Annotated in this window: 11 protein-coding genes and 3 pseudogenes; 8 read left to right on the top strand and 6 right to left on the bottom strand. The window is 70.0% G+C overall.

Annotated features, from left to right (window positions below):
* Positions 1–134: 134 nt before the first annotated feature.
* The 4 genes and pseudogenes from AB0D93_RS33015 to AB0D93_RS33000 form a co-directional block, all read right to left on the bottom strand.
* The gene (locus AB0D93_RS33015) at positions 135–1,241 is read right to left on the bottom strand and encodes a hypothetical protein (RefSeq protein ID WP_362127448.1); all 1,107 of its coding nucleotides are present in this window, start codon (positions 1,239–1,241) and stop codon (positions 135–137) included.
* Positions 1,242–1,921: 680 nt separating this feature from the next.
* Positions 1,922–2,257: pseudogene (locus tag AB0D93_RS33010) on the bottom strand (transposase); the annotation flags it as partial.
* Between the two features lie 537 nt (positions 2,258–2,794).
* The gene (locus AB0D93_RS33005) at positions 2,795–2,965 is read right to left on the bottom strand and encodes a hypothetical protein (protein WP_362127445.1); all 171 of its coding nucleotides are present in this window, start codon (positions 2,963–2,965) and stop codon (positions 2,795–2,797) included.
* 108 nt (positions 2,966–3,073) lie between these two features.
* Positions 3,074–3,496, bottom strand: a complete 423-nt coding sequence (locus AB0D93_RS33000; RefSeq protein WP_362127442.1) for a DUF6262 family protein — start codon at positions 3,494–3,496, stop codon at positions 3,074–3,076.
* Positions 3,497–5,234: 1,738 nt separating this feature from the next.
* Between AB0D93_RS33000 and AB0D93_RS32995 the strand changes: the two genes are divergently transcribed.
* The 6 genes and pseudogenes from AB0D93_RS32995 to AB0D93_RS32970 form a co-directional block, all read left to right on the top strand.
* Positions 5,235–6,131 carry an alpha/beta fold hydrolase gene (locus AB0D93_RS32995; protein WP_362127440.1) on the top strand — a complete coding sequence of 299 codons (897 nt, stop codon included), beginning with the start codon at positions 5,235–5,237 and terminating at the stop codon, positions 6,129–6,131.
* 445 nt (positions 6,132–6,576) lie between these two features.
* Positions 6,577–6,702 carry a hypothetical protein gene (locus tag AB0D93_RS32990; RefSeq protein ID WP_362127437.1) on the top strand — a complete coding sequence of 42 codons (126 nt, stop codon included), beginning with the start codon at positions 6,577–6,579 and terminating at the stop codon, positions 6,700–6,702.
* A gap of 228 nt (positions 6,703–6,930) precedes the next feature.
* Positions 6,931–7,986: an alpha/beta hydrolase-fold protein gene (locus tag AB0D93_RS32985; RefSeq protein WP_362127434.1), complete on the top strand. Its 1,056-nt coding sequence runs from the start codon at positions 6,931–6,933 to the stop codon at positions 7,984–7,986.
* A gap of 294 nt (positions 7,987–8,280) precedes the next feature.
* A pseudogene (locus AB0D93_RS32980) lies at positions 8,281–8,424 on the top strand (IS110 family transposase); the annotation flags it as partial.
* Positions 8,425–8,617: 193 nt separating this feature from the next.
* Positions 8,618–9,880 carry an MFS transporter gene (locus tag AB0D93_RS32975; protein ID WP_362127431.1) on the top strand — a complete coding sequence of 421 codons (1,263 nt, stop codon included), beginning with the start codon at positions 8,618–8,620 and terminating at the stop codon, positions 9,878–9,880.
* 15 nt (positions 9,881–9,895) lie between these two features.
* Positions 9,896–10,327, top strand: a pseudogene (locus tag AB0D93_RS32970) (ISL3 family transposase); the annotation flags it as partial.
* Positions 10,328–10,913: 586 nt separating this feature from the next.
* On the opposite strand, the gene AB0D93_RS32965 reads toward AB0D93_RS32970, so the two are convergent.
* The gene (locus AB0D93_RS32965) at positions 10,914–11,561 is read right to left on the bottom strand and encodes a response regulator transcription factor (RefSeq protein ID WP_362127427.1); all 648 of its coding nucleotides are present in this window, start codon (positions 11,559–11,561) and stop codon (positions 10,914–10,916) included.
* A 624-nt stretch (positions 11,562–12,185) separates the two neighbouring features.
* On the opposite strand from AB0D93_RS32965, the gene AB0D93_RS32960 reads away from it, so the two are divergent.
* Positions 12,186–12,503 carry a hypothetical protein gene (locus AB0D93_RS32960; protein ID WP_362127424.1) on the top strand — a complete coding sequence of 106 codons (318 nt, stop codon included), beginning with the start codon at positions 12,186–12,188 and terminating at the stop codon, positions 12,501–12,503.
* Between the two features lie 105 nt (positions 12,504–12,608).
* Positions 12,609–13,184, top strand: coding sequence for a formaldehyde-activating enzyme (fae, locus tag AB0D93_RS32955; RefSeq protein ID WP_362127421.1), 576 nt, complete (start codon positions 12,609–12,611; stop codon positions 13,182–13,184).
* 553 nt (positions 13,185–13,737) lie between these two features.
* On the opposite strand, the gene AB0D93_RS32950 is transcribed toward fae, so the two are convergent.
* Positions 13,738–14,718 (bottom strand): hypothetical protein, encoded by a 981-nt coding sequence (locus AB0D93_RS32950; RefSeq protein ID WP_362127418.1) that lies wholly within the window; start codon positions 14,716–14,718, stop codon positions 13,738–13,740.
* Between the last annotated feature and the right edge of the window lie 229 nt (positions 14,719–14,947).

The raw sequence follows: 14,947 nt of genomic DNA, 5'->3' as shown, positions 1-14,947 counted from the left end.
GGGGTGCCGGGGCGTGCTGCCGTCGACGGCGGGAGTCCGCCACCTTCGCCCTCACAACGAGGGGCGAAAGGTAGCGGGCCCGTGCGGCCGGGTGACTCCGCCCGGTACCGGGCGGAGTCAGGTGCAAGAAGTCGTCACTTCGCTGCCGCGGTGGTGTTGGTGGCCCACAGGGCCCCGCCCCTGCCGGGACCCCCGGCGAGCTTGTAGATGACGAAGTTGCCGTCGTCCTGCATTACCGCCCAGGCGCCGGGGCTGTCCTGGCTCCAAGCGGTGTTGCTGTTCCACAGGAAACTGTTGTTCGCGTCGTAGATGACGAAGTTGCCGTCCTTCTGCATCACGGCGTACGCGCCCGGGTGGCCGGATGTGTGGGTGGACCAGATGGCCTGGCCGTCACGCAGGCGGTACATCACCAGGTTCCCGTCGCTCTGCATGACCAGGCGGGTGAGGTTTGCCTGCACCGACCAGCCCGCCTTGAGGGTGGTGCCGTCGGCGATGCTCTGCCACGGGAAGGTCCAGTTGGGGCACAGGCTGGTGAGCTGAGCGCGGGACGTCAAGCGGGTGGTGGTGGGCAGGAGCTGGCTGTGCACGCCGTCGGTGCCTTCGGGGACGGGCATTTCGTACCGCTCGTGGATCCTGTAGCTGGTGCCGCTGTCACCCGTGTACCACAGCCAGCCGGTGACGGTCCGGACGACCTGGGAGCGCAAGATCTCTCCTGTGTATGCGGGCGGCACCGGCAGGTCGGCGGTGACCGATGCCGTAGTCTGGTGCAGCAACTGGTATTCGGCCTTCGCGTCAGCGCCGATCTCGAGTTTTTTGAAGAGGGTGAGCCCCACTTTCACCCCCCCACCGACGGTGTCGGTGGTGCCTTCCATCACGGTTGCCTGGTACCTAAGAGTGCTTGTTGTTGTGGCGGAGCAGTCGGTCAGTATCGGGGAACCGAAGTCACCACCCACCACGGGGAGATGGTGAGGCTGGCTCAGGTGCGCCGCACTCACCGTGGGAGCGACATACGCACCGTCCGGCTGGCCAACGAAAATGCACCTGTCTGGCGTGGTGTTGCAGGCATTGTTTACTGCCGCCCGGATCGCGGTTTGGTCCGGTGAGGTTGGGGACGGGAAGTCGTACCACAACACGGACGGGTTTGCTGAGGACGGTGTCGCCGTCAGCGCCACCACCCCGAACGCGGCCGCCATGAGCGCCAGTGCTCGTCTGTACCGCCCCCGTGTGCTGCTGTTCGACATGCATGATCCCTCCTTCGTACGGAAAGCGGCCGAGCGGATCTGCGTCGGTACGACGCGAGGGGAGGCTGCCTCCTTGGGCCCTGCTACCGTCGCGAACGAGGCAGTTGCCAGTGTTAGTTTCTTTCCGGCCCGCCTCCACGCCCGATACCTTGACATGAGCGGTCCCTCCTGTTCGACGGTGGAGGTGGGCGAGTGGCCTTTTCCCGGTGCTGATGGAAGATGCCAGTCGCCCTGAGATGTGCATGAGGTTGACATAAAAGGCGGCTAAAGCCAGAAGGAGGCCTGCCGTGTAAGAACTTTTGACGGCTGCGCCATAGGTATTCTTCCTGGATCCGCCACGTGAATTCCGATCATGGATATGAGGCGGATTGTGGGGGTTTTTCGGGGTGCGGGTATTGAGGATGGCATAAAAGGAGGGTTCGGCCCGGGAAAGGACGAACAGGGTGCCGGTGAAGATACCAAGGTGGTGCCGGGCACCCAGGCCCAATGCCGTTGCATTACGGGCTGGCCTCGATCATTCATGAGGGTCCGTCAGCTTGCTGGCGGACCCTTTGTGGTGAGTGTTGGTGGTGACTTTCGGCGTCTGGGCAGGCTGACGGCCCGGTTGTCGCGTCGGGTGTGCGCCGGGTTCCACGGCTCCGGTCAAAGTGGTGCTGCTCGCAGGGACGGGAACGTGCCGGTCAGCCGGGGTTCGGGAGGACACTGAGCCGGTCCAGGGCAGCGCTGATCACGTCGGCCCAGGGCCAGTGCCCGGCCAGGCGGAGGTGGCGGCGGCGGCCGGTGGTGATGAGCTGGGCGGCGGTGGAGAACAGCCGAAGCCGCAGGCGGCGGGGCTCTCAGAGCCGGGCGGCGCCGGTGAGGGCGAGCAGGGGCATCCAGGCCGGCAGGTCCAGGGCGATCTGGATGATCTCCAGCCAGATCTGGTTCTGTGCGGCGCCGTGGAGGGGAAGGTTGCGCAGGCCGGTGGCGCGGGCGGCGCGGATGCGGTCCTCAGCACGAGCACGCCGGCGGTGGCGCCCCGCTCGGCCATCCTCATCCGCACCGCGCGGGCGTGGCGTCCGGGGCCGTGCCCTGCGGTCAGTGGCCCACGGTCACGACCTTGATGAGACCAGCGGGTAGGCGCGCAGCGCGCCCATGCCGATCCTGCGGCCGGCCGGTCGCGGGCGTGCTCCCCTCGGGCGCCGGCACCACGCATACCCCGCCGCCGGCGCCCCGGCGACGGCGCAGGCCGCCGTGATCTGCATGATCTGCGCCCTCGAGATGCCGGGCAGGAGCACGGCCGCGGCCAAGATGGCTGACAGTGCCACCAGGACGCCGGCCGCAGTGGTGGTGAAGGCGCCGGTCCCGCAAGAACACCGGCGCCGAAAAGAGCAGTACGCCGGCCGGGCTTGGCACTGCCTCGATGAGCAGGCCGGGCCCGGCCTGCGATGCATACGATCGCGCGGCGTCGGTAACCGCCCGATGCAGGCCACGGGCCGGGGCGGTGCACGGTCCGCAGAGGTCCGGCGCCGGCTACCGCGGCCTGCCGCGCACCGGGCGCGGCACGAGGCCGATCAGGAAACCGGGCGGCCGGTGGCCGGGCCGTGAGGGGTTTGACCGCCGGCAGCCGTATGCGCAGCCCGGCCGGGCGGCGGACCTGCCAGAGGGGGAACCTGCAGGTAGTAGCCGAAACGGTCGCAGCCTTCCAGCATGGCCTTGAAGGCGCGGACGATCCGAGTGGTCATGACGGTGATTCCTTTCCCTTTTCACCCCCGGACCACCAGTGTGCTCAACGCCGTCCGGCCCCGAGGCCGGCGATCGGGGGATGAAGCGGTGGACGGCCCGGTGGCACGCTAACGGGGTGAGGAGCGCCGGCGCTCCAGTTCGCGGCGCAGGGCCAGGTTCTGTGCACGGGCCTGCGCCAGCGCTTTGCGAAGCTGCGCAACCTCCTGGTGGTGCCGCTTGTTCAACCGGGCGACGTCAAGGGCGGGATCCGCAGCAGCGGTGTTGGTCCGATCGCCTTCGGCCGGGGGCGGGGGCGGGAGGGGTGGACGGTAGGTGCGTCGCTGATGCTCAATCCGCGCCCGCAGCTCCGGGGTCTTGTAAAGGAAGTTCAGCGAGACACCGGCCTGGCGCTGGACGGCCTGGAAGGTCACCTGCTCGCCCCGCTCACACAGGTCTCGTATGGCCGTCTCGGCGGCCTTCACCTTCTCCTGCGACCTGCGGCGGGCTGCTGCTTTGAGGGCGTCGATCCGCTGTTGTCTGTGGTCACTCACCGCTGCGTCCTCCTATGGCGGTTGGTGTCGATCGTGCGAAGAAGTACCGGTCGCTCGGGCAGCCGACGCCGACACCTCCTCGCGTCAGCCGCCCGGGGCAGGGGGGACGCAGCCCGTTGAGGCCGGCCGGTACCTGCACGGGGCCGCAGGAGCGCGGGCCGCTCACGGCGCTCGACCATACAAACGCGGGTTGCCGTCCTGACCGGCCGCGGGCCGGCCACCCATGGGCAAAGCCATGTGTCAGCTCTGTCGCCTTCACACCCGCTCGCCTGCAAAGGCCTGCTGATGCCTCTTCATCAACGAGCACGTCGGGGTGGGCCACTGCTCGCTGCGCACCTGGAGGAGACACGCCCGTTTGGCCGCGGCCGGTCGCCGCGCCATCGGCCAAAAGGCCGGCACACACCGACATCACGGTCGCAGGGCGTCGTGCGCTGCAGTGTGGCTGTGCTGCCGCCGACGGCGCGCAGGTCCCTCTCGCCCCTCAGTGCGGGCTTGACGGCCGGCGAGCAGGAGCCGCTGTGCGAAACGGGCACGGGGGCGGGCAGGCCGGCCCCCGTCCGGTGACCCTGTGCGCGACGACGGCGAACGGCGAAGCCCGGGTGTTCGCCACCGCGGTGCCCGTCAGGGCGAGGCAGGCCGTGCCAAGGACAGCAACGACGGTGATCCGCACCAAGCGCCGCTTCACAATCTTCATCGACAGGCCCCCATTTCCGCGGGAAGACGGATCTTGCGTGTGGGCGGACAGGTTCTGGGCGGTGGTCGCCGTTGGAAGCGTCGATGACGCCGCAAACGTTCATCGGCGCTTCCACGCCGTGCTGTAACTCCGCGGGCAGCCCGGGTTTTCAACTGCCCATGGAGCCGATGCCGCGACACGACCACCTCAGGTGCGACATCGGTCACGGCGGGGCGCTTGGGCAGTCGGGCCTCTCGCGGTGTCGAGGCGGCCGGGAGGGCCGCCGCAGCTGTCGGTAGCAGCCATGCCCAGGAAATTCGGCTGCTCGTCGTCGAGGTCGTCAGTGCTCGGGAGGAGCCCTTGGGAGCACTCATGACCTTGCCGCAGTCGACGTCCGACTGCTGCGGCGGCCGGTCGAGGGTGTCTTCTCAGCCGCGCCGGCCTTTCGGCGAGGGTCGCGGCCTTCCCGGCCGAAGCCTGTCTGCCATGGTGGTCAACACTGTCACCTGCCCGGCCGGATCACGCCCCCCAACCGGAGGGTGTGGCGGTGGACCTGTCAGGCGCACCCCTTGGCAGCACAGACTCATCGCCGGCGGATTCCGGGCCGTGCACAGGCGCAGGCCCGGATGCGGGACACGCAGGCAACGGTGACTGCCCGCACGGCGAGCGGTCAGCAGTTCGTGGGTGGCGCCCGCTGGTTCACCGCCGCCGGGTGACCGGGCAGCCTGCGAACCCGAAAAAGCGGCTCTGCGGGGGGTGTCCGTTGCCTCCCGGTCCGCGCCCACCCTGCCATGCGCCCTGATGAGTGACGTCGGGGCTTGAGGGTGACCGGGAGTTTCCTCCACTGACTGGGCCGGTCGGGGGAGCACCGCTCACGGTGGCCATCGATAGCGTCGAGCGCGAGCAAGGAATGTGCCGGGGCAGGGGTCGGCAATGCGATGGCGTCCTGGCCGAAGCCCGACTCGCGGCGTATCTCCGGGTGCGGGCGGCGTTGGGAGCCCACCCGGACACAGACCCGGTGGCAGCCGACTACGGCACCACCTCGTCCTTCGTCCAGGAGAGTTGATGGCTTCCCGTGACCTTCACACCCCTGCCTCCGGCCTTGCCCGGCATGTGATGGTGCCGTTCCCGGACGGCGCTCGGCTGTCCACATACATCGACGGCCCCGACAGCGCACAGGGCACCGTGTTCCTCGTTCACGGGCTTTTTGCCACCTCAGCGCTGTGGCACCGCCATGTCCCGCTGCTGACGGGCCAAAATCTTCGCGTCGTACGCTACGACCAGCGCGGGCACGGGTGGTCCACCCCTGGCACGGCACCGCTCGCCCTAGACCGGCTCGCCGACGATCTGGCCTATGTCATCGACCACGTCGCGCCGAGGGGGCCCCTGGTGCTGGGCGGGCACTCCATGGGCGCCATGGTCCTCATGCGGGCCACCGCCCGGCATCCGCATCTCACCCACAAGATCAGCGGCCTCGTTCTGATCTCGCCGCCGCCTGTCGGGGCGAGCACGCGCACCGAAACCGGGATCAAGCACCTGTTCGCTGCCGCAGGACGCGACCTGCTGGCCACCGTGTGCACCCATGCGCCCGGGCTCATGGACATCGTGCGGCGGCAGTTGCCGGCCTCCAACCGCTGGGCGCTGCGCCCGTTCGTCCCCTCGCACGTGCCGGCAAAGCCGCCGCACCGGGCGGGGCTGCACTTGCTACGCACGGCCGACATCGCCGCCCTCTGGAACGATCTCACCGGCCAACAGCACGACCTCGCTCCTGTGCGGGCGCTGGGTTGGCGGGTGCGGATCCTGGCCGGCGCACAGGACGTGCACATCCCCGCGGCCCAGACCTGCCATCTGGCCGGGGAACTGCCCCAGGCCCGGCTGGAGCTCGTAGCGCACGCCACGCACCACCTGCCGGCCAGTCACCCGCAGCTGATCGCCGCTCAGATGGCCGCCGCACTGATATGAACCAACGCCTTGCCGGGCCGGCGCACCCCAGGGTGCGCCGGCCCGGCCGCCGCCGTCACCGCGCTGCATTGCGGCCGGGCGGTACGGCACGACGGCAGTCGCAGCGGGGGTGTTGTCCTCATCGGGCTGATCGGCGGCCGTGCCGCCCGGGGCCGGCCCGGTCTTCACTCCCCGGGCCGTGCGCGGGTCAAGCAGCCGGGCAGCGCGGGCCGGCAGGCCGGTCCGCAGCCACTTTCGTCCCCGGAAGGCGCCGGCCGGCCGATGGCGAGGCGACAGGGAAGCGAGGGCGACAGAGGGCGCCGCCAACGCCTGCCCGGCCGGGAAAAGAATGCGGCGCCGGCAAAGTGTGGCCGCAGTGTCCCGCTGATCGGGGGAGGCGGTCTCATCCGGCGGCTACGGCGATCGGCCGTTCTCCTGCGGCGCATCACACCGCCAGCCTGAAGACATGGACACGCGTTACGTGAAGCAGCTCGGGGACACCGCCGTCGAGTACCGGCCGCCGGATGCTCCCGTCGGCTTCACCGTGATCGTAGGACCGCCACCCGGGCCCGGTGAGGCCGCCGCAGGCTGATGAGCCGGCCGGGGTGCACGGAGTTCGCCTGCAGTGCGGAGGCGGAGGAACGCACCCACACACTCATCGCACTGCAGCGCACACCCACCCACAGCGGCAATGCCCCCGGCCGCGGCGACGCGAAGCCGTGAGGTGACGCCGCACACGCCTACGCCGCCCGCGGCCGTACAGCGGCCCACGGCGTGCACGGCTGTCACTGTCCGACACCAATCTGCCGGGGACCGACCCATGAGCCTGACGGGAACACCCCTTTTCCACCTGCTGATCGCGGCCACCATCGTGTGCGTGGCCGCAACCATCATGTTCTGCTCGCGTGTGAAGGGCCCCCGCCCGCTGCGCTGGCTCGTGCGGCTCGTGATGATCCTTTTGTGCCAGCTCACCGCGATCTGCGTGGTCGCCGTCCGGATCAACAACGACTACGGCCTGTACGCCTCCTGGAACGACCTGATGGGAAGGGACACCCAGACCGCCGCCATGCCCGGGCCTGCGGCCGACCGCGCCGAGTTCACCCACAGCACCACAGGAGTGCAGCAGACCTACTTCCGCGGCAAGCAGTCCAAGCTGTCCGGACAGGTCATCGTGTGGACACCTCCGCAGTACGACCAGCCCCGCTACCGCCATGACCGCTTCCCGGTCGTCCTGCTCCTGCACGGCGTACCGGGCAGCCCTGAATCCTGGGTCGACCAGGGAGGCATGCCCCAGGACTTCCGGCAGCTGATGAAAGCAGGCACCACCCACCCCTTCATCCTGGCCATGCCGGTGATCGATCCGGGCGGCATCAACACCGACTGCACCAACCAGGCCGGCACCAACGTGGGCACCTGGCTGGCGCGTGACGTGCCGCACCTGCTCGGCCACGCCTTCCGCACCCTTCCCGGCTCCAAGAGCTGGGCAGTGATGGGCTTTTCCACCGGGGGGTTCTGCGCAGCCCGGCTCCCGCTGGCCTATCCGAAGGTTTTCGGCACCGGTGCCGCGCTGGATCCCGATCCGCTCACCGGTGACCCCGACGTGATCACGAACCCGCAGGTACGCAAGCGCACCAGCCCTACGCACATGGTGGCGCACACCACCGCCCCGGTGAACCTGTTTTTGGCCACCTCCGCCCAGGACCGCTTCAGCCCGCCGCGCTGTCTGCAGCAGTTCACGAAGGCGGCCGCCGGTACCCGGGTGCGGACGCAGACCATGGTGCTGCCCACCGGCGGCCACAACTACAACACCTGGGCGCGGCTGTATCCGGCGGCTTTCGCTTTCCTCAGCCGGCACACCACCGCACCCAAGCAGTGACCGGAGCCGGGGCGAGGTACGAGCCCTGCGGGCACACGGCCTGGGCCGTAGCCCGCCAGGGCCGCCTCGCGACGCCGGCCGACAACCGCAGACCCGACCGGCCGCCGGCGCAGCAAGCCGGGCCGAAGAGAGCTGCACGAACTCCTCGACATGTCCACCGACGAGGCATCCGTCGACATCACCCGCAGCCGCCTCGGACGCCTCACCCGCCAAGGCTTCCTCACCCAACCCGGACGAGGCCGCTACCAGAAACGGACTTGACATCCACTGAGTCTCCGGACACGCCGGGGCGGTTCATACTGCGAGCGGAAGAAGGCCGAGGGCAGGCGTCACAAACAGGCCCTGATGTGTCTCGCCCGCCGTCGTGTCGACGTGCTCTTCGCCATGCTCCGCGACGGCACCTTCTTCGAACCACACCCCGTCCCCCAAACCTCCTGAACTACGACAGAACAACCGCCCTGCCCCTTGACGAAGGAGATAGGGGCACCCCCCGGCCGGGAGGAGCCCGGTCGCGGTCGCGCCGTCCCGCCCGGCGGTTCCCCGGGACATCACGCCGGGCACGACGTAGGGTCCTGGGCACAGGGCCGGTTCTTCGTACGGGGTGCAGACGCGAATGACGGCGCATGACGGCGTGAGCGCGGACGATGGCGAACGGCGCGAGGACACGGGCCCGTTCGCCTGGCTGCGCGCGCTCGGCCCGCGTGGCCGCCACGCTTTCGCCGGAGCGTTCGGCGGCTACGCCCTGGATTCCTACGACTTCTTCACGCTGCCGCTGACCATGGTGGCGATCGCCGCCCACTTTGGGCTGAACAGCGGCCAGAGCGGCCTCCTCACCACCGTCACCCTGGTCGTCTCGGCCGTCGGAGGAGTCCTCGCGGGCATCCTCGCCGACCGGATCGGCCGGACGAAGGCGCTCATGGTCACGGTGATCACGTACGCGTTCTTCACCGTCCTGTGCGGCTTCGCACCCAGCTACGAGGCGCTGCTGGTCTTCCGTGCCCTGCAGGGCATCGGCTTCGGCGGCGAGTGGGCGGTCGGCGCTGTCCTGGTCGCCGAGTATGCCTGCGCCCGGCACCGCGGGCGCACGCTCGGCGGCGTCCAGAGTGCGTGGGCGGTCGGCTGGGCGCTGGCGGTGACCGTCTACACGCTGGTGTTCGGCTTCCTCGACGACGACAGCGCGTGGCGGGTGATGTTCTGGACCGGGGCCCTGCCCGCCCTGCTGGTCATCTACATCCGGCGGCACGTCACCGACGCGCCGGCCCTCGCCCGGACCCGGGCCGAGAGCACCGGGCGGGGCTCCTTCACGGGGATCTTCCGGCCGGGGCTGCTGCGCATCACACTGTGCGCCGTACTGCTCTCGACCGGTGTCCAGGGCGGGTACTACACGCTCGCCACCTGGCTGCCGACCTACCTCAAGACCGGCCGAGGCCTGACCGTCGTCGGCACGGGAGGCTATCTGGCCCTGCTCATCTCCGGCGCGTTCATCGGCTACCTTACCGGGGGCTACCTCACCGACCGGCTGGGCCGCAAGCGCAATATCACCCTCTTCGCGGTCCTCTCGGCGCTGGCCATCCTGGCCTACACCCACATCCCGCCCGGCATGAACGACCTGCTGCTGGTCCTCGGCTTCCCGCTGGGCTTTTGCATGTCGGCCATCTTCAGCGGGTTCGGTTCCTTCCTCGCCGAGCTCTACCCGACCGCGCTCAGGGCGACGGGCCAGGGGTTCACGTACAACACCGGCCGCGCGGCGGGCGCGTTCTTCCCGACCCTGGTGGGGTTCCTCGCGGCGAGCTGCGGCGTGGGCGGAGCGCTCGTGTTCGGCGCCGTCGGGTACGCCATCGCCGTACTGGCGCTGCTCGGCCTGCCCGAGACCCGGGGCCGCGAGCTCACGTGAGGCGCCCCCATCCACCAGGGCCGTGCCGAAGGCGACCGGCCCGTGACCACCCCTCGCCGTCTTGCCCGGCTCCTGCTCACGCACCCCGAACACCTACGGACCAAGGACACCGATCTGCTCGGGCTGATCACTGCGGCCTGCTCCGAGATGACTGAACTTGCGGCACTCATCCGTGACTTCGCCGTCCTGTTGACCCCCGACGGCAGCAACGACTCCAAGCTCACCGACTGGATCACCCAGGCCCGCGGCGCCGACCTGCCCCACCTGCACAGCTTCTGCAACGGCCCCGAACTCGACCGTGCAGCCGTCAACGCGGGCCTGGCCCTGCCCTGGAGCAACGGCCGTACCGTGGGCGTCAACACCCGCACCAAACGGATCATGTGGCAGATGCGCGGGCCGTGCAGGCTTCGGATACTCCTCCGCCACCGCATTCCGCTCAGCACATAGTCACGCAAGGTCACCACCGATTACGGAACAGAACAGAGCCAAACGATTACAGTCCCTTTTTCCCCCGAGGTCGTAAGCATTTCAGCCGATCCACCGCGCGTGAATTCTGATCACGGGGCTCGGGCGGGTTCCGGGTGTTTCCTCCTCGGCGTCCCCGAGGGCGGCAGCGTGCTTGATCGGTGTCCAGGCGTCCTCGGCGAGGTGTGTGATGGCTTCACGGATCTCCTTCCCGACCGCGACCGCGAGCGAGAAACGTGCGCCGGCCTTGCGGCAGACGTCGACGACTTTCGCATTGCCCGACGAGTGACCTTGAGGAAGCGGAGATTCTGATGGACATGACCGCCATTTTCGCCGGATACGCTCTGTATGCGAAGGCCGAGGACATTTGCTTCGATGAGCTGCAGAGCGACGGGGCCGAATCAGGGTTGTCTTGTGATCTCGGGGCGTGGAGGCATCCAGGCCGCGCTCGACGCCCGCCCTGCCTCCGGGCCGGGTGCCGCCGGGCCCGGGCAGCACCGGCAGCCCGCACACGGTACGCCCGCGCACCGCACGGGCGCGGCCCGCTCACACGGTGTGAAGGGATCGGTCATTCCAGCAGGCCGCGGCGCATCGCTTCGGCCACGGCGGCGGCCCGGTCGGAGACCTCGAGCTTCTCGTAGAGTCTTTGGGCGTGGGTCTTGACCGTGCTGGCACCCAGCACGAGTTCCTTGGCGGTGTCCGGGATGCTCAGGCCTCGGGCGAACGCCTGCAGCACCTGCCGTTCACGCTCGGTGAGTACGGGGGTGTCGTGTGCCGCTCTCATGCGGATCTCGGCGGCCAGGTCGCTGGTCAGCTCGGGCGGCACGACGGTCAGCCCCTTGGCGACTCTCAGCACGGCATCGACGATCTCGGCGCGGCGGGACTCCTTGGCCAGGTATCCGGCGGCCCCTTCTTGGATGGCCCGGAAGACGACCGAGCTTTCCGTGGTCGCGGACAAGATGAGCACTCTCGTCGGCAGGTCGTCGCGATGGACGGCGTGGACCACCGCGATGCCGTCCAGGTCGGGCAGCCGGTAGTCAACCACGGCCACGGCAGGATTCTCCGCGCGGATCGCCTCCAGTGCCTCACGCCCCGTGGCTGCTTCGGCAACGACCTCGATCTGGCCGCTCAGGGTGAGACCTCGGGCGATTCCCTCCCGGTAGATCGGATGATCGTCCACGACGACCACCCGTACTCGCGCCGCCATTCCAGACATGCGGTTCCACCACTTTTCACGCACGCACTGCCGCGGACGGTTGGTACCCGACCCCTTCCAGCATCCGCCCCCTACGGCACGGCCGCGCGGCGAGGCCCGTGTACCGGGTGCGGACGGCTGACGCTTGCCGCGGCCGGGACGGCACGCCCGGCTGCGGGAGGATGCAGGACAGGTGCGGGCCGCCACGGGCCAAGGCGGCGCCGCGCCCGCCCGCCCGTGGGGCCGGGCGGGGCCGCCGGGACAGCCGAAGGCGGGGCCAGGATGCGCCGGCGGCGGGCCGAGCGCCATCCGCCGGTACACCGCCCGGCAGGCCGGATGGACATATCCGCCCGGTTTGAGCGGGGTGCCGTAAAAAAATTTCCGGGACTGGCGGCGGGTGGCCGCAAAAATCCCGCCCCTGCCTCTCGCGGCCCCGCTCCCTTGGGCGGATCCGCGGCTTTGTGAAGGGGGCAAGGACGCCTCTCTTTCCTTGCGCACAGGGCTGGAGGGCGCCCGGAAAGGGAGGGGAGGAACAGCCCTTTCGCCATGCCTGTTGCGGTGCGGACAACCCGTGTTGAAGGACTGATGAGCGCCTCATAACGTTGCCCCGTTCTCCGCTTCGCATATCCGTCAGGAGTGCGCACCATGGATACATCTGATCGACGCGCTCCCCGTTCACCGGCGACCATCGTGCCGCCACTTTTGGACAACGGCGGATTTCTGGGGCGGCGGGACTGCGGCGCTCCGGCAAGGGCCCGGTTCGCCATCGTCCTCGCGGGCGCGCCGCAGGTCGACGCTCCCGCCGTGCGGCTCATCGCCCAAAAACTCGGGCTCACCGAGGACGACCTGCTCCTGGCAAGAGACATCCTGCGCAGCAGGCACGCGCGCAAGGAGACCGGGGAGGCGCGCACGCACAAACGCAACGGCAAAGACGTCCCTGGCATCCACTCCCCCGAACAGTGAGCACCCCGTGGTTCCCGCGGCCGCCGCGGGAACCGGACGGCCAGGGGGAGCGGCCGCTGCACCATCCGCTTCCCGCTGACGTGTCGAACCGGATGAGGTACCGGCGTGGACATTGGCGAATCCTTCATCGGCGAGGGCCCGAACGGCGCTCGCATCACCACGGTCGTCGGCCCCCGGTCGGGGCCGGTCGGTACGGCCTGGGCTGCGGCGCTGGCCACCTGCTCGCGGGAGCCCGCGCCCTTCCTCGCCGCCGTGCGGCCCGGTGTTCCCGTCCAGCCCATGACTCTCTTCATCAGCAAAGTGCCGGTCATCAGCCGATGGCACGGGGAAATGATCCTGGGTCCGGCCCAGGCGGGAGTGGCGGCCGGTGTGGCGGACGCGGTCCTGCACAACGTGATCCCGGAATGCGAGGTGGATCTCCTCGTCATTCTGGCGTCGGTCTGGGTGAGTTCCGCCGCCGGCGCCCCGGACCAGGTGTATGCCAACAGCAGGGAGGCCTCCCATCAGGCGCTCTCCAACGGATCGGCTCGTCTTCCGTCGTTTTCGACCGTGCACTCCGCACTGCAGGCCCCCGGCCATCCGTTCCTCACCGCAGGTCCCGGGCCTCATGGAAACACCGGCGAAGACGGGCTCCCGGCTGCTTTTGCGCACACCCGCTCGCTGCTGACCGGGCTGCCATGACACATCGACGGCGCCCGGATCGGACCCGTGGCCGGGCAGCGGCCGGGCAGCGGCCGGGCCCGGGCCGTACGGGGCCCTCGCCCGCGCCCCCCAGTGCCTGATCCGGGAGCGCAGGCGCACCTTCCAGCGGCCGCGCGGCACGCCGCGCGCGTACGTCCCCGGTGCGCTGAAGCCTGCGCCTGCCTGGAGCTGCCCGGCAGGCGATGCCCCGGTACTGCTGATCAAGGCGCCCACGCCGTAGTGGGCCCGGCAGTGCCGGGCCGGGCGGCACCGCCGCCATCGCCGCCACCAGGCAAGCCGCCGCGATCCGGGCCGCGCCGCGCGAGCCCCGCCCGGCGGCCACCGCCCACGCGAGGCCGCCGATCACGCAGCTCTACCTTCCTTCTGGGATCGCCCCGGCCCACCGACACATCCGCGCCGGACCATCACCGGCGAACCCGCATGCATCAGCACTGATGCCCCCTGGTTCCGCCGGATGATGCGGGCGGCGCCGTGGCCGGACACCGGCCGCACCGCACGGCGCGAGGCAGCGGGCGTGACGGGGCGAGGGACGTCAGTCGGGGGCGCAGTTGACGACCTCACCGGTGCCTTCGGCGTCCGCGGTGCACCCTCCTGCGGCGATGGCGGTGTTCATGCTGCTGCCGCCCAGCGAACTGGCCGTCGCGGTGCTGTTGGCGTTGTTGGCGACGGCGATGTTGTTGCCGCCGACGCCCGCGAACGCACTCGTGCTCGCCCCGACAGCGACGGCGATGTTGGGTCCGGCTCCCAGACCACCGGCGAGCGTGGCCCTGCTCCCCGCGCCGACAGCGATGGCCACGCCTGCGCCACGTGAGCACTGTGCCGAGCCGCGTCCGATCAGCTGGATGTTGTTGACCCGGACGCAGATGTTGCCGACAACCGGCGGTGCGCCGAGCGGCGGCCGCGGCCTGTGCGGCTTGTGCGGCTTGTGCGGCTTGTGCGGCTTGTGCGGCTTGTGCTGCGGGGCTGCCTGCACGGCGCCGGTCCCGGGGCAGGTGTCGAGGTTGTTGTCGTCCTCGGCGTGCGCGCCGCAGCCGACGGCGATGGCGGTGTAGCTGCCGGCGCCGGTGACGGCGTTTCCGGTCGCGGTCGCCTTGGCCACATGGCCCAGCTGGTCGTTGACGGCGGTGGCGGTGTTGTTGTTGGCCTGGGTCGCGTAGGCGGTGCTGCCCACGCCGACAGCGACGGCCGTGCTGTTCTGGCCATTGAGCGCGTGCGCGATGCTTTGGGCACCGATGGCGACGGCAACGCTTCCGGACGCGGACTGGCACAAGGCGCTGCCGCTGCGCGCCACCACAGTGCCGTTGACACTGATGCAGTAGCTGGGCGCCTGCCGGGACGGCTGGTGGCCTGGGACGGCCCATCCGGGTGTTGGTCCTGCCAGCGACATCATTCCCGCGGCTGTGACAGTGGCGAGGGCCATACGGACGCCGATGCGGCATCTGCCGGCGAACGGCGTGGACCCTGCGGGCATGGCGCCGGGGCCGCAGGAGAGGTGGTGCAAGGAGTGGGTCATGCCTTGGTCCCTTTGCTGACCTGGGAGTCGGGGCGGGGCCGATACGGCGACGGCGGCCACCAGGCCCGAAACTAGGACCCCCTTGCCCCGCCGCCCGGACGACACGCTCCGCGGCCGGCCGGGAACCGCCGGACGGACGCAGCACACCGGCAGGCCGCCACCGCTGGTGCCCGTCCCGGCCTCCTCCCGGGTGATCACCGCGAGGAGGCCGGCGCCGAGGACCGCCGGA

It is taken from the genome of Streptomyces sp. NPDC048191, assembly GCF_040652655.1.
Classification (GTDB): Bacteria; Actinomycetota; Actinomycetes; order Streptomycetales; family Streptomycetaceae; genus Streptomyces.
The sequence above is the reverse complement of the archived record's forward strand: the minus strand, read 5'-3'. Positions and strand labels throughout refer to the sequence as shown.

Excerpts from the sequence above, each read along its gene's own strand:
- AB0D93_RS33005 (WP_362127445.1), bottom strand. The coding sequence starts at position 2,965 with ATGACCACTCGGATCGTCCGCGCCTTCAAGGCCATGCTGGAAGGCTGC.
- AB0D93_RS32965 (WP_362127427.1), bottom strand. The coding sequence starts at position 11,561 with ATGTCTGGAATGGCGGCGCGAGTACGGGTGGTCGTCGTGGACGATCAT.
- AB0D93_RS32985 (WP_362127434.1), top strand. The coding sequence starts at position 6,931 with ATGAGCCTGACGGGAACACCCCTTTTCCACCTGCTGATCGCGGCCACC.
- AB0D93_RS32990 (WP_362127437.1), top strand. The coding sequence starts at position 6,577 with ATGGACACGCGTTACGTGAAGCAGCTCGGGGACACCGCCGTCGAGTAC.
- AB0D93_RS32960 (WP_362127424.1), top strand. The coding sequence starts at position 12,186 with ATGGATACATCTGATCGACGCGCTCCCCGTTCACCGGCGACCATCGTG.
- AB0D93_RS32995 (WP_362127440.1), top strand. The coding sequence starts at position 5,235 with ATGGCTTCCCGTGACCTTCACACCCCTGCCTCCGGCCTTGCCCGGCAT.
- AB0D93_RS33015 (WP_362127448.1), bottom strand. The coding sequence starts at position 1,241 with ATGTCGAACAGCAGCACACGGGGGCGGTACAGACGAGCACTGGCGCTC.
- AB0D93_RS32950 (WP_362127418.1), bottom strand. The coding sequence starts at position 14,718 with ATGACCCACTCCTTGCACCACCTCTCCTGCGGCCCCGGCGCCATGCCC.